General features: G+C 46.7%; 14 protein-coding genes. 10 read left to right on the forward strand and 4 right to left on the reverse strand.

The features are described 5' to 3' along the window. Window positions 1-10: 10 nt before the first annotated feature. Window positions 11-784 (reverse strand): isocitrate lyase/PEP mutase family protein, encoded by a 774-nt coding sequence (locus tag VM802_RS10555; protein ID WP_325530117.1) that lies wholly within the window; start codon window positions 782-784, stop codon window positions 11-13. Window positions 785-920: 136 nt separating this feature from the next. Then, the gene (locus VM802_RS10560; RefSeq protein WP_325530119.1) at window positions 921-1,736 is read right to left on the reverse strand and encodes a DUF6597 domain-containing transcriptional factor; all 816 of its coding nucleotides are present in this window, start codon (window positions 1,734-1,736) and stop codon (window positions 921-923) included. 174 nt (window positions 1,737-1,910) lie between these two features. On the opposite strand from VM802_RS10560, the gene VM802_RS10565 reads away from it, so the two are divergent. From VM802_RS10565 to VM802_RS10590, 6 genes are all read left to right on the forward strand, one after another. Then, window positions 1,911-2,303, forward strand: a complete 393-nt coding sequence (locus tag VM802_RS10565) for a hypothetical protein (RefSeq protein ID WP_325530121.1) — start codon at window positions 1,911-1,913, stop codon at window positions 2,301-2,303. Continuing rightward, window positions 2,284-2,961, forward strand: a complete 678-nt coding sequence (locus VM802_RS10570) for a hypothetical protein (protein ID WP_325530123.1) — start codon at window positions 2,284-2,286, stop codon at window positions 2,959-2,961. The genes VM802_RS10565 and VM802_RS10570 overlap by 20 nt, the downstream gene beginning before the upstream one ends. Continuing rightward, a complete protein-coding gene (locus VM802_RS10575; RefSeq protein ID WP_325530125.1) occupies window positions 2,933-3,844 on the forward strand; it encodes an HTTM domain-containing protein in 912 nt (303 codons plus the stop codon). Before VM802_RS10570 ends, VM802_RS10575 begins: the two co-directional genes overlap by 29 nt. Window positions 3,845-3,925: 81 nt before the next feature. After that, the gene (locus VM802_RS10580; RefSeq protein ID WP_325530127.1) at window positions 3,926-4,267 is read left to right on the forward strand and encodes a YciI family protein; all 342 of its coding nucleotides are present in this window, start codon (window positions 3,926-3,928) and stop codon (window positions 4,265-4,267) included. 28 nt (window positions 4,268-4,295) lie between these two features. After that, window positions 4,296-5,375, forward strand: a complete 1,080-nt coding sequence (locus tag VM802_RS10585) for an alkene reductase (RefSeq protein WP_325530129.1) — start codon at window positions 4,296-4,298, stop codon at window positions 5,373-5,375. Window positions 5,376-5,499: 124 nt separating this feature from the next. Continuing rightward, window positions 5,500-7,107 carry a putative phage tail protein gene (locus VM802_RS10590; RefSeq protein WP_325530131.1) on the forward strand — a complete coding sequence of 536 codons (1,608 nt, stop codon included), beginning with the start codon at window positions 5,500-5,502 and terminating at the stop codon, window positions 7,105-7,107. 8 nt (window positions 7,108-7,115) lie between these two features. Here the strand turns inward: VM802_RS10590 and VM802_RS10595 are convergent, their stop codons facing one another. Beyond that, window positions 7,116-8,411, reverse strand: a complete 1,296-nt coding sequence (locus VM802_RS10595; protein WP_325530134.1) for a DUF2268 domain-containing putative Zn-dependent protease — start codon at window positions 8,409-8,411, stop codon at window positions 7,116-7,118. A gap of 160 nt (window positions 8,412-8,571) precedes the next feature. Between VM802_RS10595 and VM802_RS10600 the strand changes: the two genes are divergently transcribed. Next, complete coding sequence (locus tag VM802_RS10600; RefSeq protein ID WP_325530136.1) at window positions 8,572-9,324, forward strand: SDR family oxidoreductase; 753 nt, start codon at window positions 8,572-8,574, stop codon at window positions 9,322-9,324. 80 nt (window positions 9,325-9,404) lie between these two features. Here VM802_RS10600 and VM802_RS10605 read toward each other — a convergent pair whose 3' ends face one another. After that, the gene (locus VM802_RS10605; RefSeq protein ID WP_325530138.1) at window positions 9,405-11,669 is read right to left on the reverse strand and encodes a tetratricopeptide repeat protein; all 2,265 of its coding nucleotides are present in this window, start codon (window positions 11,667-11,669) and stop codon (window positions 9,405-9,407) included. A 439-nt stretch (window positions 11,670-12,108) separates the two neighbouring features. On the opposite strand from VM802_RS10605, the gene VM802_RS10610 reads away from it, so the two are divergent. The 3 genes from VM802_RS10610 to VM802_RS10620 all read left to right on the forward strand — a co-directional run bounded on the left by VM802_RS10610 (window position 12,109) and on the right by VM802_RS10620 (window position 17,561). After that, a complete protein-coding gene (locus tag VM802_RS10610; RefSeq protein ID WP_325530140.1) occupies window positions 12,109-12,750 on the forward strand; it encodes an RNA polymerase sigma factor in 642 nt (213 codons plus the stop codon). A gap of 87 nt (window positions 12,751-12,837) precedes the next feature. Further along, on the forward strand, window positions 12,838-13,866 hold the full coding sequence (locus VM802_RS10615; RefSeq protein WP_325530142.1) for a FecR family protein: 1,029 nt from the start codon (window positions 12,838-12,840) through the stop codon (window positions 13,864-13,866). Between the two features lie 287 nt (window positions 13,867-14,153). After that, on the forward strand, window positions 14,154-17,561 hold the full coding sequence (locus VM802_RS10620; RefSeq protein ID WP_325530144.1) for a TonB-dependent receptor: 3,408 nt from the start codon (window positions 14,154-14,156) through the stop codon (window positions 17,559-17,561). The last annotated feature ends 140 nt before the right edge of the window (window positions 17,562-17,701 follow it).

Here is a 17,701-nt window from a genome sequence, read left to right on the forward strand (position 1 = left end):
GAAGAATAGATCAGAGAATGGCAGAGAAATTTTTGTTTGCGATGATAGCTTCTGATGCTTTCCCAACATGGCCGTATATGCTGCTGAACATGAACGGGCCCATGCTGGCTCTTTTTACACCCAGGTTATATAGGGTGGGGAAATCAGGCAGACCAGGAATGCACATGACATTCAGCGACAGCTTTGTGCTGCGTGCAGCGGCAAGAATATCTTCTTCCAGCCGGATGCAGGGCAGGAAAAGCCCGTCAGCGCCGGTATTGTTGTAGATCTCAATGCGGCGTTGCGTTTCGGCCTGTTTGTCTGCTATGTTGAGCAAATAGGTGTCGCAGCGGATGTTGATAAACAGTTCCAGTTTATCGGCTTCCAGTCTGCCGCGGATATACCGGAGCCGTTCTGCAAAAATGCCGGCGTCCTGCAGTTGCCTTGATGCACCGTTGATGACGGAATCTTCTATGTTGATACCCGATACACCCAGTGATACCAACTGTTGTATGTTGTTATATATTTCATCATTGGAAGTGCCGTAGCCAGTTTCAATATCTACTGTCAGTGGAACCTGTATGACGGAATGTATGCGGTTGATGACAAAAAGATAATCGTTGAACGACATCTTTTCTCCGTCATCAAATCCCAGGCTGCCGGCAACGGCGGCGCTCGACGTGCCTATTGCCTGGAATCCTTTTTCCTGGAATGTTCTGGCGCTCGCGGCATCCCATGCATTGGGCAAGGCAAACAGTTCCTGCTCTTCATGTAGTGTTTTGAATTGTTGGAATTTAGAAGACATGATGGCTGTATTTATCAGTTAAAGAGATATACAGCGTATATGCATTTACGTCATATCGAAATGATTATGCTGCTGTATCTGTTAGCAAATGTAGGCCAGCAGGCAATCATCGAATTGTATAAAACGGAACAATGGTTTAGTTGGTACTGATGGTTTGTCCTACGGGGTAGGATTCAGGCGAGTAATCGGACGGAGTTAGGCCGGCAAAGGATTTGAAGTCGCGAATAAAATGTGATTGATCAAAGTAACCACAGTCGTAAGCAATGGAGGTGAGCGATGATTGATTTTCAGTGATCAGCTGAAGGCTCAGTTTGAAGCGGGTGATTTTGTTGTAGAGTTTTGGTGAGACGCCGGTGTATTGAAGGAAGAGTTTGCGCATATACCGGGAAGAGATATTGTAGCGTGATGCAATAGCTTCGAGTTTGTCTGCGTTGGTGTCGGGCTGCATCTCTCTGATGATTTGTTCTACCATGGCCAGCTGTCTGGCTTTGCCTTCGCGTTGTGCCAGCAGGTCGAGCAGGAATGTTTCTATCAATGCAATACGTTTACTGAGCTGGGATACTTCACGCAAGCGTGCGTGCAGCGTTCTTACGGGTTCACCGAGGAGGTCGCGGAGATCGGATACCTGGTCGTTGAACTGTGACAGTTCATCCTGCAGGAAATAAGCGGCAGAGTGAGCATAGAACCTGACGCCCAGCATCACATTCTTTCCGGAAGCTCTTACAGGCAAGGGCTGTGTGAGTTTGCCCCATAGTTCCACCTGTGGCGTGGTATAAAATACTTTATTGACGGATGATTGCCATATGCCTTCGCCGAGGTTGAATATGATTTCCATATGACTACCGGGAAATACAGTGTCATCAAGCTCTATATTGGCTTCAGACTCGAAAATATAGTAGCATTTGACGTATGGTCTTAACTGTTCGCCGGGAGCGATTTCCTGGTATTTCATAAAAATACCCTTTAGGGTATACTAAGTTAGTGAAAAGTGTGGATATGAGACGTGGGCTTGAAAAGTTTATTGACGGCTTACCATAAAAATTCAGTAACTTAACGTAAGTAGTTACAGGCAGGATTCCGAAAATGCCTTTAAAAAGAGTAGGACTAATCCCCAAAACGTTTTCTTATGAAAAAGCTAATGTGGCTAACATTATGCATCCCCATCATGCTGCTATTATCTTTCACTATTCAACAAACACAAAACCGAGGCGTTAAAAGAGTTACGAAGCACCTCTATTCCGTAAACAGGACAGCTGTCAAGAACATTAGCCGTGAAGACCAGGAGGAAATCAAAAAACTGATCGTTGAGCATTATGGCATCAAAGATCTGGGTCAGAGAGAGATCATCGTTTCCGCCACCAACCCCAAGAACAGGGCTTCCGGCGGTATCTTTGACAACTCTATTTACAAGGACTGGGTATCCACCCGTTTTATTTTCTGGAAGAATATTAAGGAACTTCCACAGGAAGTAACAAGAGCAAATGAAATCATGACCAAGTATGCTGCAGTGGCACAATAATCTGTTTAAACGATGGCTGGATGTAAAGCGTTCAGCCATCGCTTTGTTTAAGCACCGTATCATTTACACCTGGATTGTTCTTCACCTGCTGTTCATTTTCCTGGTGAACACTGTCTCTGTATATAGTTCGTACAAAGAGTTTCACCAGCAGCCGGTTACATCCCGTGTGGCAATTGCTATGGAGAAGCTGCTTAACGCACGGCCATTCATGTATTACGGGCGCTATACCGGCGCTGAAACCGGCTATGGGTTCTTTGGTATTAATGTGCGCTCTAATGGCGTGTGGATGGGAGAATGTGCGGGGGAAGGTATCACGGCGGATTTCAGGTCATATGAAACTACGCTCCGTTTTTTTTCTATGGGTAATGCCCTTACTGATGATTTCATCAAACCGGGTGCACAGGATTCCGTGACAAAGCATCTCAAAGGAGATATTATGAATCAGTATAACCAGCTTGTGTTCCGGAACATCGCTGCCACACTTTTCAGTAAGCACCATTGCCTGGATACTGCTATGCAGCTAAGTTACAACATGCTGGACTTCCCCACACTGGCAGCTGTACGGTCGGGCGCGCCGTTGCGTTATTCACTAATAAAAGCCATTTCGGTCAATTATAGTCTGAATGTCTATGACCACCCTTCTGCAAAACGACCATAGCCTGCGGCAACAGATCTATCCCGGATGGTTGTTTTTCTTTCGCATTAATGTAGCCGGATTTGCACTGCTTCATTTCCTGGCTATACAGCCTGATTTCGCTGATCTGTATTCCTATAAGGGGTATATCTATCCCGACATCATGGATACCACTACAGATAATATCAGTCCTACACTGGTAAGTCTGCAGGCATTCCTGCAGCGTATACATATTCCCGTTGCCTATGAGCCATTATTGCTCTTTTGCCGTATTGCTTATCCGTTATGCCTGTTAATGCTTATATCGGGACTGTTTACAAGGCTGAGCGCTATTGCTTCCCTATTCTTTCAGCTGCTGCTGATAAAGTCCATTCATCTTTACGAATATGGTATAGACGGTTTTACCACCTTTGCGCTTTTTTACTGTTGTGTGTTTCCTGTAGGGGCAGTGTACTCAGTGGACCGTTGGCGGACCCACGGCAAGCATCATACACCGGATCATCTGCCGTGGCTGTTCCTGTTGAGAGGGCATTTATGTATCGCTTATTTCTTCTCCGGCTTTGATAAGGTTATCGGTGTTACCTGGCGCAACGGGGAAGCCCTATGGAAAGCGTTGCACAGTCATAATTATTACAGTGTCTTTGCTCTCGATTTCCTGGTAAATACACCTTTTTTCCTGCTGGCAGGGTGGGGCACTATTATCCTGGAAATGACGTATTTCGTGTTTATGAATATGCGTAGTGTACGAAAATACTGGCTCAACGGTATTATTTTATTACATCTCTTCATTGCTTTCTTCATGGGGTTGTTCTTCTTTTCTGCCCTGCTGATATTGCTGAACCTGTCGGCTTACTATGCCCCTTATGTGAAATTCGCTGGTGTACGGCGGTTGCAGCCAGCCACATGATGACGGCCTGCAATTTTTAAAAAAGTTTGTCCCCGTCTTTTATACCTGGTCGTCATTAATACGAACAACAAATTACATTTTATGAAAGAGTTCGTATTAATCTTCAGACACAGCGACAAGTCTGGTTCCAGACCATCACCGGAACAATTACAGGAAAGAATGAACTGGCTGGGCGGCATTGCTGCAGCCAACAAGGTGGCTTACAGAGGTCATACGCTGTCTCTCAGCGAAGCAACAACCGTGGGGACCGATAAATCCGTCACAGATGGGCCTTATACAGAGGCAAAGGATTTTATTGCCGGATTTATGATTGTGAAGGCAGATACTATTGAGGAAGCGATTGAAATGGCAGGGACTAATCCTGTTCTTAAAATGGGTGGTAGTGTGGAAGTAAGAGGTGTAATAGCGCCCGTTCAGCAATAATGGTATCATCTTCCTAAAAATAATCATCATGGCAATATTATCCGCCCCGTTTACTTACGCCGGTTTTGAAATGAAAAATCGTATGGTGATGGCCCCGCTGACCAGAGGTCGGGCCAGCGATGATGGCATACAGCCGGCCATTGCAGCTACCTATTATGCGCAGCGCGCATCAGCAGGACTGATTATTACAGAGTCTGTGAATATCTCGTCTATGTCGAAGGCGAATGACAATATCCCGGGTATTTATACCTCAGCGCAGATTGATAGCTGGAAAACGGTAACCGACAGGGTACACAAAAATGGTGGCAAGATATTCATGCAACTGCTTCATGTAGGCCGGCTGTCACTTCCCGATTTACTGCCAGGGAATGTACAACCTATAGCGCCCAGTGCTGTAGCAGCCCGGTGGCAGAACTATACGCGCAATGGCCCGAAAAGCACGGTAATGCCGCGTGAGCTGACAATTGATGAAATTAAGGTAGTGAGAGACGAATTTGTTACAGCGGCAAAAAATGCTATCCTTGCGGGTTTTGACGGAGTAGAACTGCACGCGGCCTACGGCTATCTGATACATCAGTTCCTGGGTACCAATACCAATCTGCGTACAGATAGCTATGGTGGTGATCATACCGGCCGTGCAAGGTTTTTGCTTGAAACGACTGATGCTGTTACCGCCGCTGTGGGCGCTGAAAAGACAGGGATCAGGATATCGCCTTGCGTAGCGCAACATGATATGGAGGACGCCGATGCCGTGGTGTTTTATCCTTACCTCATCCATGAACTGGATAAGCGGCATACTGCCTATCTGCATGTTACGGGAGGTCTTTCACCAATGCCGGATACAACATGGCATGAGCGGCTGCGCCCTCTTTACAAAGGGTGTTACATTGCCAACGGTGGTTTTACAAAAGAGAGTGGTGAAGCGCTGCTGGCTGCGAATAGGGCGGATGCTATTGCCTATGGACAAGCCTTTCTTGCTAACCCAGATCTTCCGGAACGATTTAAGAAAAACGCGCCGCTGAACGCGCCTGATCCAGCAACATTTTATACACCAGGAGGTGAAGGATATATTGATTATCCTTTCCTGGAGCCGGAGGGAGTGATATGAGCCGGAGATAAAGACATGTGCAAAGCGCATTGAGTATGCACGCATATTCAATGCGCTTTGTGTTAATAAATTTATGTGTTACTACCCATGCTACTTTTTTTGTTAACCAGAAATATAAGAGTATATGACTAAAGTTTCAATCAATGCATTGCGTGGTAACACGAGTCTCCCCCAGCCAAATGAAGTAATGGACGTACTTGGATACTATAATCCGGGTGATGGAGGAGGCGGTAAATTTTATTGGGTCCCGGCCATCCAGGATGCTGATAACAGCGCTACCATTATAAAGCAGGATAATGTTGCAGATGGCAGATGGAAGAGAGTTATTGAAGACGTGATAAACGTAAAATGGTTTGGTGCAAAGGGGGACGCTTCCACCAGCGACAGAGACGCCCTGCAACGGGCAATTGATTTCTGCGCGAACAGAAAACTGTACATCCCTACCGGTATTTACCTGACGGATGCTGCACTAGTGATTAGTGGTGATTATAGCATCAACATCGAGGGTGAAGGGAGCAACAATTCAATGATCAGGATAACTGCTCCGGATTACGTTATCAAGGCTTCGGGAACGGTACAGAAGAATGGAATTTTTCTTTCCGGTATCAGGCTGGAAGGAAGCGGAGCCGCCGGACAGGGAGGGATTTACCTGCGCCAATTTACAAACGGGTCAAAGTTATCGGACATGGTGATAACAAAAGTGGATACGGGTATCAGGCTGGAAGATACGTATTATGGCAGCTTTGAGAATATCAAGATGCATGAGATAAATTCATATGGCATACACGGTGTTAAAATTGGTAATGAGCAGATAAATGCCATCAGTTTCTCACAGTGTTATATCAACGGGGCAGGCATTCATAATGTATATATACAAGGAGGTACATCTGTAGGACAGGGAATGAATTTTATCGGCTGTACGTTTGAAAACTCCCGCAAAACGGGCGTGGTAATCGAACAGCAATCAAATGTATTGTTTAGTGGGTGCTATTTTGAGGGCAACTACGTGGCGGCTCAAACAGAAGCGCTTACTTTCAATAATCCTATGCATATCAAGATTATCGGATATGCCTTTGAGGTGTGCAATGTGAAGATTGACAGTTGCTTTTTCTCCTGTGCGATGAATCCTAATGTGCCTTATGTCCCCAGCACACAGAAATGTGCTATTTACACATCAGATTCTCAGCTGTTTCCAGGGGACAGGCCGGTGAAAGTGACCGTTTCAAACTGTACATTTTTCCCAAGACTCTCTCCCAACGATGTAGTGGAGTATAATTTGTATTCCAAGGGCTGGATCTGGTACACGGGGAATACCAACTACCCCGTTCCTCCCCAAAACCAGGTGTTAGCTGGTCGTAATGAAGTGGTGAAGTATTCGAATTTCCTGGATCTGCAATACTATCAGTCTTTTGCATTACCTGTGATTTCTCCATCTTCTTTAAAGGGCTACAGTGATGTCAGACTCAGGGTTACTGCTTTAAGAAATTCTCCGGCCGGATATGGAGGCGGCGCCTTCAGAATAATGGAGTGGGATCACTCAAATCCTGCAGCAGAGCAATATCTGCCGGCAGGTAATTTCGCGACAGGACAGCTCATTACAGACCTCTCTATTAATGAGATCAGGTCAAGGAAGGCCGGCAGTATGAAGTTCACCTATGTAGACCTACCACCGGCTACAGAGTTTTATGTTTTGCTGGAGGTAATCGCAGTTGATAAGGATAATTATACCTGAACAGCAGATTACTTACCGGTTTTAAACGTGATGGTATAGGGCTTTAACGGATAACCATCCGCTGACTGAAATCCATCTGTTACCACAATGCTGTAGATATGATCCGGTAGCAGATGGATTTTATAGGCGATGCTTTTCCGGTTATCGATAAAACCGATCCGGCTTGCAATCGGATTTTGTTCTTTGCCCCCAGGGCCGAGGTCCATAGCAGCTTTAGCGGGATTCATCTCTGCAGAGAACAGTATGCGCAACTCCTGAGTGGCAGGATCAACAAGGCTGTCGTTGTTATTGAATGGCGCTATTCCCGTAACATATGGACGCAAGCTATCGTAATGTTGTATAATGGCTGTTTTATTGATGGGCGGATTGAAATATCCTGAACCAGTGAGGAATTCTTCTACTGCAGTACTGTCTGTATAATCCAGCTCAATGATCTCTCTGACCGCTTTCTTTTTGTTTGTTGCCCTTTGGTAATAGCTGTTGCAGATAGCATAGCCCATATAGTACCCGAGGTCTCCAACCCTGGTGGCGGAGGCGCTGTTGTACAACCACTTGTTCCAGGAGGGAGCAAACATTTCATTCCTAAATTCTTTTTTCAATTCTTCTTCATGTAATGGGCCATACGTTACATAGGGAAGTGCGGGAAGTTTCCCCATGGCCAGCCATGTTACAAAATCACAGGCGCCTTCGTAGATACACTGTGACAGTAGGTTATAGCCAGGTCCTTTTTCCTGTGTGTGCACATATTCGTGTATGTTGAGCAGTGTCATGTTTTTTGCCGGCTCACTGTTGAAATAGGAGGCGAGTCCTTTCTGATAACCGGCGGGCAGTTCAGAAAGATCGACGGTTTGGTCGCCGGTTGCCAGCTCAGCGCCTATGAGTACCATGTTATCTTTAGTTGTACCCGAAGAATTGAGCGCCCCAATAGTAAAGTAAATATCAGCAGGCTTCAAAGCAGGATAACATTTCATCAGTTGACGAATGCCGGGTTGCAGTTCCTTTGCAATACCTGCAATGATGGAGGTGCGTGGTCTTACACTGCTCCAGAATTTCGGATATGACCTGATAGTCCGTAGATACTTGTCGGGAGTATAACCTTTCACTTCCATGAATGCTTTCAGTCCGGGGGTGCCTTTGTTGATATAAAGTGTATTGAGAAAGTTCAGTTGTTTCAGGCTGTCGGTGGTGGTACCTATGCTGTCGTATGCTATCCAGAAGTTATCCACGTCCGTAGTAAATATTTTCTGGGCGGAAGCATATATAGTTGTTGACAGAATACAGATTAACAGTAATACTTTTCTCATATTGGTTAAATGAACTGATAAGGACCAAATTTAATAATTGATACAATAATGGGGAGAAAGGGTTGGGGAAAATTAATCTTGTTGGGATAAAACAGCAAGTTTCGGGTTTCAGGGGGGCGTGACGATCAGGATCTTTACATCTCATTATCAACATAAAACGATGCAAAAGTTTAAAAACAAGGTGGCCGTCATCACGGGTGGCACTAATGGGATGGGGTTTGCCACGGCACAGGAGTTTATCAGAGAAGGGGCCAGGGTGATTATCACGGGGAGGAATGAGGAGAGAGTCAACAGTGCGGTAGCACAATTGGGCGATAATGCGGCAGGTATTGTATCTGATGCCGGAAAGATGGCTGACATTTCTTTATTGCAGGAGCAGGTAAAGCGATATACTGATAAGGTAGACGTACTGTTTGTGAATGCTGGGTATGGCAAATTTGCGTCCGTTGAGATGGTAGATGAGGCGCATTTTGATGAACTGTTCAATATGCTTGTAAAGGGTACATTCTTCACGGTACAACAGATGCTGCCGCTAATGGGCAATGGCAGTTCAGTTATCCTGAACACCTCTTTTGTAACTGCATTTGGTATACAATATTTCTCTGTGTACACGGCCGCGAAATCGGCGGTACAATCTTTTATTAAAACGTTTTCTGCTGAATGTACTGCAAAGGGTATCCGTGTGAATGGAATCAGTCCGGGGCATATCAAAACCAATATTTTCAATAATACGGGTCTGACGGCTGAGCAGATCGACGAAGCGGTGGCAAGTGTGATCCCGACTTTACCTTTTGGCCGTTTCGGCGACCCGTTGGAGATTGCAAAGACGGTGCTTTTCTTGGCTTCCAATGATGCCTCTTATATTCATGGTGCAGAGTTGCTGGTAGATGGAGGGTTGTCTAATGTGAAGTAGCGTCAGTGCGTAGAAAACTGTATGCAGATCATAAAGCCTTTAGCTTTCAATATAAAAGCTAAAGGCTTTATCATTTATTGCTAAAACCATCCCCATTTCGGTTTCCACTCTTTCAGCTTTTGTGCTGCCTGTTCGTGGGAGGGCATTTTTTCGAGCAAGTGTTTCAGTTTACGTACTGCTTCTTTTTGTTCGCCGGTATTTTTAAGCGCGGCGGCTTCTGTGAAGGCGATATTGGCGGTTATCTCATCCCATTTCCAGTTGTTCTCATCACTGATGGCAATGGATTTCCTGGAGTAGGTAAGAGCGGTCTGGTTGTCGTTCAATGCCAGTGCTGCTTCTGCGATGTAGCCATATACATTGAAGTAGTCCACATCTGAGGTGTCGGGGTCCTGACTTATGTAGTTTAATACTTCGGTCATGTCTTGTATGGCTCGTTCATAGTTGTGCAGCAGCAGGTATGCTTTGCCCCTGAAGTAGTATATCTTGGCCCTTGATGCGATGGGGATTCTGTCGAGTTCTCCGAGGGAAAGACGGCTGGTGGCGCTGCCTATGCATTGCTCATACTGGTTGTTCTCGAAGTACATCTGCATCAGGTTGAAGTAGGCGTCGCTGTCGTCGGGGAATTGTTCGAGATGCTTTTCCAGCGTAGCTATACGATTCGGCAGGTCGCCTGGTTCGCCTTGTATCAGGGCACGGGTGGTGATGATCTGGTTTACCTGGTGCTGTGCGGCGGCCTGGTCGTCATCCTCCAGTTCCGCTATTTCCTGTGCGAGGCTGCTCTCATAGGTCTCGATGAATTTATCGTACCAATAGATAGCTCTTTCACGATCATTGAGGTTGCTCATGAGTACATCTATCAGGAGATTGTAGGTGGAGGCATGATGGACGGGGTCCATCATGTGGCTGTAGTTAAGCACTTCGGTCCAATCTACGGCAGCCAGATCATACTGTTCTGTATCGCGGTAGGCATAAGCCCTCGAGTTAAGCTGTTCCCAGAACGGCGACATTCTATACCCGATGTTGTGTATCTCGATGGCTTCTTCATGGCGGCCCAACTTGGATAAGCTGATGCCATAATTATTGCAGCACATCGCGAAATGATGCTCATGATGCGCTTTGGCGTTGCCGCTGTTTTCAAGCCAGTAAGCCTTGTACCGTTTGATGGCATTATAATAGAGCTGGTTCAGAATGCGCTCGTGTTGCATGTCAGCTTCATCATCTACTTCCCACTCACCGAACGACACACCCGCATCATACCATTCGTAAGGAATATCATATTTGCTTTCCGGTAAGTTGTCCGGAAACGCGCCTTTCACTTTGTATACGGCGTACGCCCAGCGGGCCAGACTCATCGGGAAAGGGTTGATAGCAATTCCTTTTTCAAAATAAGGAATCGCATCAGCATATTGCCCGGCAAGGAAAAGCGTGCGACCAAGGTAGATATAAAAATATTCTTCCTCCGGAAACTGCTGCATCAGCTTTTTACCCAGCGACAATTGCTGAAGTGTAAGGTCTGTTTCATCATCCGATGGCATGGTGATTTCCGGGAAGGTGGCTGTACTGGTACAGTACATCACTGCCAGTTTCAGTTCAGACGGATGTTCGTGGTACAATTGTTTTACCTTTTCCATCAGCGCTACAAATTCATCTGTGACTTCTGTAAGCGTAGTTGGCAATATGGCGAGCAGTTGTGCGGCAAAGTCGTATTGACCATGATCCAGTGCAAGCCTTGCTATCGGAAGCCAGGAGAACAGGTATGTACCCTTTTCAAAGGCGAGGCGGTATTGTTCCAGGGCGGCGGGAATATCCTGCAGGTGTTGTTCCTGTATCTCGCCCATGCTGAAATGGGCTCTGGATTGGGCTACGTTCCGCTGGGGCTGATCGTTGGAGAAGGCGACAGTGGCGGAGGCGATGATGGCCTGCATATCTTCCAGCGCCGCTGTGGGTTTATGCTGACGAAGATATGCCTGGCTGCGCCACTCCAGAAAGCGGGCTTTTGATGCATCGTCGGATTGTTCAACGAGACGGGTACAATCACTCAGTACCTGTTCATCTTTGCCGAAGACGAAATTATTGTAGACGCCGATATAAGCCCGGTAAGACAATGCTCCTACGTGTGATGGATCGAGAGAGAGCAGCTCACTGCAGGTGTCATATGAGTCTCTCGCCTGCTGGATGCTTTGTTTCTCAGAGTCGGTGCGCATGGATAATTCAAACAGGCAGCGTACTTTGGTAAAGAGCAGATCCTTGTTTGCTGGTTCCTGGATTAATGAAGCATTGGCAGCTTCCAGTGCGGCTTCAAATTCCTGATTCTCGTACAATCTTTCAATTTCCTGACTGTTCATAATAGGTGCTTTGCAAACTTTGCTGTATCCGGGAATTGTCATCCAGTATCCTGGCTGCCAGGTTTCCTTTTATGGCCGCTGACAGCTCAGTTCAAAATGAACCTGCATCTGCACATGGAGCATGGGTAACAAATACGGAACTGTATGACTATTATCAGACCAATACAGCATCAATAAAAAATCGGTGGCTAATATACGATATTGCAGTAGATAAGAAACATTTTTTGCGACAGTTGTGACGGATGGCCACAGATTGTGCATGCCAGAGACCACACAGGTGATTTGTTCACGCAGATAACCTGTGTTATTTTCTGGATTTATCGTCCCAAGAGTAGCCAGCGACGGCTGTTTTAAATTTCTCATTATCTTTATTACCTTGCCGTTATTGTACCAGATTATATAAGGGTAGCGTTCCACCAACCAGGGAGCAGGGGCTTGCATGAATATCAGTAGAGAAAATACATATCATCTTAGTGAAGAGCAGATAACAGTGAACTGGCAGCACTTTCTCGAAGGTGGCAGCGATGCTTTTGGCCGTATCATAGCCTGCTACTATAATGGACTTTTTCAGTATGGCATGAAGATCCATGCCGACAGCGCCTTTGTTGAAGACTGTCTTCAGGATATGGCTACCACGCTCTGGAGCAAAAGACAGCAGCTTAGCCGCGATGTACATGTGAAGGGTTACCTGTTTAAAAGCCTGCGTCATAAGATGCTCCGGCAGCTGCAGACCCGTAAAACACAACAGCAGCATCTGCACCTCTGGCTGCAAGGATACCAGCCGCCTTTTAATGCTGAATTTTCTATTGAATCATCTATCATTGACAGCGATGCTGACAGCCAGCGCAAACAGCAATTGCATGCGTGTCTGCAACAACTCAGCCACCGGCAGCAGGAGATCATCTATCTCCGTTATTTCCAGGACCTGGATCATGAACAGGTAGCCGCTATTATGAAGCTCAGCAGGGAAGCCACTTATAACCTCTTATCTGCTACATTGAAGCGGCTCCGGTCTCAATGGCAGCTGCTGCCGTCGGCTTTTTCCGGATGGATATTATTCGTGCTCGAAAAAAAAATCTGAAAATTTTTCCTTTTTGTTGGTGAGATTTTATGAGTTGATGTATTTAGGATATAGAATGTCATGACTGTTATTTCCGTTTTGTGAACAATGAATGATCAATTCCACTCTATCGAAGATTTCTGGACTGATGATTCTTTCCTCGACTGGGTGCTGGGCAAAGACCCGGCAGCGGCTTTACGCTGGGAAGAATGGATGTCCGGAAACCCACAACAGGTTCCGCTTATGAAGGAGGCCCGTCAACTTTTACTGTCTGTCAAAGTAAAAGAAGAGGTGTTACATCCTCTTGAAATACAAGCAAGTGTGAACAATATATTGAGCCAGCTGCCGGTTGCAGTGCCAAAACCATTCTGGCGTAACTGGCGTATGGCCGCCGCGGCTGCCGGTCTGCTGTTGCTCGGTGGCGGAGGCTGGTGGCTTACGCACCAACCATCTACAGCGTATCAGGCAGTGTCTTACGCCGGCTTTGCAGAAAAAGTGAACACCACCTCTGCACAGCTTCGTGTAGCGATGAAAGACGGCAGTACCATATTACTGGATCCCGGCGCTGGTATACGTTACAGTACGGTATGGGAGCATGCGCGTACCGTATATCTTACCGGCAAGGCGCTCTTTGACGTGAAACCTTCGGCGGCGCCATTTATAGTGAATACTGGTGATATTGCCACCACGGTGCTCGGAACAGTTTTTTCTGTGACGGCAACAGCCGCGCAACAGGAGGTAATCGTTTCTGTGCAGCATGGAAAAGTGGCCGTAAAGAATAATCACGCCACGGAAGTGATATTACTGTCTAATCAGGAAGTCAGTTATGAAGCAGGCAGCAACAGCCTGGCGAAGAAACTGGTACCGGCACCGCTCACACAGGTAAACGTCAGGCATCAGGAGGATTTTATATTTACAGAAACACCTGTCACCACGGTATTTGAAAAACTGGCGGGCGTTTATGCCGTTCAGATCAATTATAATCCAGATGCTTTAAAATCTTGTACCATTACCGCCAATCTCAACCAGGAAGCATTTTATGATAAGCTGAATCTTATCTGCCGGGCACTAGGTCTAAGCTACCGGGAAACGGATGGTCAGTTGTTTATCAGTGGTGAAGGATGCAACGAGAAATAAGAACAGCATGCATAGCAACATGCAATGGTCGTATCAACGAGACCGTATCAACTGAAACTAAATCGTTCATTCTTTAATCCCACTTATGTCTATGTTTTAACTGATTCAACAAAAATGAAAAGGGACTGATAATGCCGTCACATTATCAATCCCAGAGTCGTTCCGGCTCCTTATACCTGCACTGAAGCAAGCTGCAGTGAAGGCTTCTTATTGCTATTACAGAACCGTAAACAACCAAAATTATGTGGAATTATTGTATTAATCACCATCAGCTGCGAAAAAAGCTTATGCGTATTTCGGTTATTCAATTGCTATTGTTCTTCACGCTTACAGGCATGTGTTATGCCACAGAGGGGAAATCACAATCCCTGCTGGACAACCGGGTGAGTTATAACGCCCAGGCCCAGTCGCTGAAGAACGTGCTTTCATCCCTGGAGAAACTGGTGGATGCTAAATTCGTCTACAGTGGTGAGCTGATAGATGTAAAGAGGGAAGTGAGCATTAACGCTGCCAACAAGCCTTTGAAAGAGATACTGAACATCCTGCTGGCCGGAACCAGTGTTCATTATGAAGTGATCAACAAACAGATTGTATTATGGCCGGATGGTGCAGGAAAATCTCCTTTGATGGAGTATCTCCCCGGAAATGTTGATCAGCAGGAGAAAACTATTGCTGGCGTAATAACGGGGGAGGATGGTATGCCACTTCCGGGTGTTACAGTGCAGGTGAAGGGTACTGCCAACGGTGCGATCACCAATGCGTCGGGGCAGTTCAGACTGCCTGTCAGCGGTGATGTTACGCTGGTGCTCACGCTGGTGGGATATGAAAAGAAAGAAGTGGCTGTTACCGCAGGTAACCAGCATGTGTCCATCACATTGAGTGTATCCTCGCAAGGACTGGAAGAGGTGGTGGTAATAGGCTATGGTAGTGTAAAGAGAAAAGACGTTACCGGTGCTATTTCATCCGTAAAAGCGACAGATATTCCCAAATCGGCCAATACATCCATTGATCAGGCGTTGAGTGGCAGGGCTGCGGGTCTGCTTACCACGCAGGCTACCGGCCAGCCCGGCGCCGGTGTGAGTGTACAGATCAGGGGCAATGCCTCATTTGCTTCTGCAGGCGTGTTGTACGTAGTAGACGGAGTACCTGTAAACGGCGCCGCAGACGAGCCCGGGTCGGGCAACCGCTACGGCGGTATCAACCGTTCTCCGCTTAACTTCCTCAGCCCCGATGATATTGAATCGATAGAAGTGCTGAAAGACGCCAGCTCCGCTGCTATCTATGGTGCGCGTGCAGGCGCGGGTGTTATACTCATCACTACCAAAAGAGGTAAGGAAGGCGTTGCGCGCGTGAACTACACTTACAGCCATGCATTCCAGGAGCCGGCTAAGTTCTACGATATTCTCAATAAGAAGGACTACATGACAGAGCGTAACCACATCCTGCACGAACGCTGGCTGCGCAATAATAAAATTGCGCCTTATGGCAGCATAGATCCGTCTACCATATCTCCTTTTGTTCCCCGCTATACACAAACAGAGATAGATACAGCAGGTCCGGCCCAGAGCGCCATCGACGCCGTTACTCAGTCCGGCTCTATGGATCAGCATAACTTGTCTGTATCAGGGGGCAACGATAAGACCAAATACTACGTCTCCGGTAACTACCTGAACCAGGATGGCGTGATCAGAAAGTCAGGCTACAAGCGCTACACAGGCAGGCTCAATCTTGATCAGCTGATCGGAAAGAAGATCAAGTTGTCTGTAAATATTAACGGTAGCCGCTCGATCAGCAACAACCCTGCTATTGGCGCCGGTTTGTATGAAAACTCCGGTATCATTGTAGCAGCGTTCTATCATCCGCCTACGGTGCCTTTGCGCAATGCTGACGGTACCTATCCGCTGAATCCTGATTATTCCAATTCGCCTAATCCGCTTTCCTTCCTGGAAGTGACTGACCAAACAGTGGGCACCCGCTTGCTGGGAGCTGCATCAGCTACCTGGGACATCGGTGCGGGATTTAGTGCCAGGGCTAACTTCAGCTATGATCAATCCAACAATAAACGTAGTAACTATCTTCCCAAATCATTCCTGTATGGTGCGCGTACCGGCGGTCAGGCCAATATCCTGGAGAATACTGCCAATATAGGTTTGCTGGAATACCTGCTTAACTACAGCCATAAGCTCGGCGATGGAAATATCAGCGCTGTAGCCGGATATTCCTACCAGGTGCTGCAACAGGAAGGTTTTAACGCAGGCAACCAGAAGTTCATCACCGATAACTTCACATTTAATAACCTGGGAATGGGAGAGTTTGAAAGACCTACTGTTGGCTCTTTCAAGTCGAGAGAAAGATGGGCGTCTTACTTTGCACGCGCTACTTACGATTACAGAGACAAATACCTGCTCACTGCATCACTGCGCCGTGACGGCTCTTCCAAGTTTGCAGAAAATAAAAAATATGGCTGGTTCCCATCTGTGTCCGGCGCCTGGAAAATATCCAATGAAGAATTTCTCCGGCACAGTCACGTTATCTCATTCCTGAAGCTGCGTGCCAGCTATGGTTCTACGGGTAACAGTAACATCGGGGGCAGCGCATTTTCATATTATTCCACCGGCAGAAACTACGTGTTCGGGAATACGCAGAATACCGGCGTGTATTTAAACCAGGTGGCCAATCCTGACCTTAGCTGGGAAACTGCCAGGGAAGTGAACCTTGGTCTCGACTTCAGCCTGTTTAACGATCGTATCAGTGGTACGTTTGAGTACTTCAACAAAGTGATCAGCAATCTGCTCAGTTCAAGACCGCTACCCAGTTATTTTGTGGTGAGCGCTATGGCTGCCAATATCGGGAAAACGCAGAGCCGTGGTTTTGAATTCACGCTGCGCACCGCTAACATCCGGACCAGGGATTTTGTCTGGAATACTGATTTCAATATCGCACGATACAGAGATACCTGGAAAGAACGCGATCCGCTGGTGGTGAAGACCCTGGCTAAATACATCGGCCTGCACGATCCTATCCGCGCTATATATGGTTATCAGACCGATGGTATATTGAAAACAGGCGGGAAAGTACCTGACTATCTCATCGGGCTACAGCCAGGTATGGTAAAAGTGAATGACGTGAACGGTTATGACGACAACGGCAACCTCACCGGAAAACCCGATGGGAAGCTGAATACCGCCGACCAGATATATCTCGGTACCTCTGACCCCGGATACTCTATCGGTTTCAATAACACGTTCGGATATAAACAATTTGATCTGAACATCTTCTTCTATGGACAGTTACAGCGTACCAAATACAATTCAGATCTCGCTACTGCCTACGACCTGGAATCTACACTGGCGCAGTTTGGATGGAACGCGCTGAGCCTCGTGAAAGACCGCTGGTCGTCAGATAACCAACAGAGTAACCGTCCCAGCGGATTGAACAATCCATACGGTTCCTACACGGGCAATTACTTCCGGGAGAATGCATGGTTCATCCGCTGCCGCAACATCACATTGGGGTATACCATGCCACAGCGTATCCTGAAAAAACAGAAAGTCATTTCTTCTGTAAGACTTTATATCGATGCGCAGAACCTGTTTGTGATCACGCCATACAGTGGTATTGATCCGGAACTGGAGAGCTTCGCAGCTTATCCGATGCAACGTTCCTGGATATTGGGTGTGAATGTTTCTTTCTAAATTTAAAAACAGCAAGCGATGAATTTTAAACGATCAATCATATACGGAAGCCTCGCACTGATGGGGTTTACCACTTTTACCGCCTGTGAGAAAGACCTCGCGCCGGATGTATACGACCAGTTTACACCTTCTACTTTTTA

Origin of the sequence: Chitinophaga sp., from assembly GCF_035538455.1 — a bacterium.
Lineage (GTDB): Bacteria > Bacteroidota > Bacteroidia > Chitinophagales > Chitinophagaceae > Chitinophaga.

Coding starts and splice junctions, on each gene's coding strand:
- VM802_RS10555 (WP_325530117.1), bottom strand. CDS start 784: ATGTCTTCTAAATTCCAACAATTCAAAACACTACATGAAGAGCAGGAA.
- VM802_RS10560 (WP_325530119.1), bottom strand. CDS start 1,736: ATGAAATACCAGGAAATCGCTCCCGGCGAACAGTTAAGACCATACGTC.
- VM802_RS10565 (WP_325530121.1), top strand. CDS start 1,911: ATGAAAAAGCTAATGTGGCTAACATTATGCATCCCCATCATGCTGCTA.
- VM802_RS10570 (WP_325530123.1), top strand. CDS start 2,284: ATGCTGCAGTGGCACAATAATCTGTTTAAACGATGGCTGGATGTAAAG.
- VM802_RS10575 (WP_325530125.1), top strand. CDS start 2,933: ATGACCACCCTTCTGCAAAACGACCATAGCCTGCGGCAACAGATCTAT.
- VM802_RS10580 (WP_325530127.1), top strand. CDS start 3,926: ATGAAAGAGTTCGTATTAATCTTCAGACACAGCGACAAGTCTGGTTCC.
- VM802_RS10585 (WP_325530129.1), top strand. CDS start 4,296: ATGGCAATATTATCCGCCCCGTTTACTTACGCCGGTTTTGAAATGAAA.
- VM802_RS10590 (WP_325530131.1), top strand. CDS start 5,500: ATGACTAAAGTTTCAATCAATGCATTGCGTGGTAACACGAGTCTCCCC.
- VM802_RS10595 (WP_325530134.1), bottom strand. CDS start 8,411: ATGAGAAAAGTATTACTGTTAATCTGTATTCTGTCAACAACTATATAT.
- VM802_RS10600 (WP_325530136.1), top strand. CDS start 8,572: ATGCAAAAGTTTAAAAACAAGGTGGCCGTCATCACGGGTGGCACTAAT.
- VM802_RS10605 (WP_325530138.1), bottom strand. CDS start 11,669: ATGAACAGTCAGGAAATTGAAAGATTGTACGAGAATCAGGAATTTGAA.
- VM802_RS10610 (WP_325530140.1), top strand. CDS start 12,109: ATGAATATCAGTAGAGAAAATACATATCATCTTAGTGAAGAGCAGATA.
- VM802_RS10615 (WP_325530142.1), top strand. CDS start 12,838: ATGAATGATCAATTCCACTCTATCGAAGATTTCTGGACTGATGATTCT.
- VM802_RS10620 (WP_325530144.1), top strand. CDS start 14,154: ATGCGTATTTCGGTTATTCAATTGCTATTGTTCTTCACGCTTACAGGC.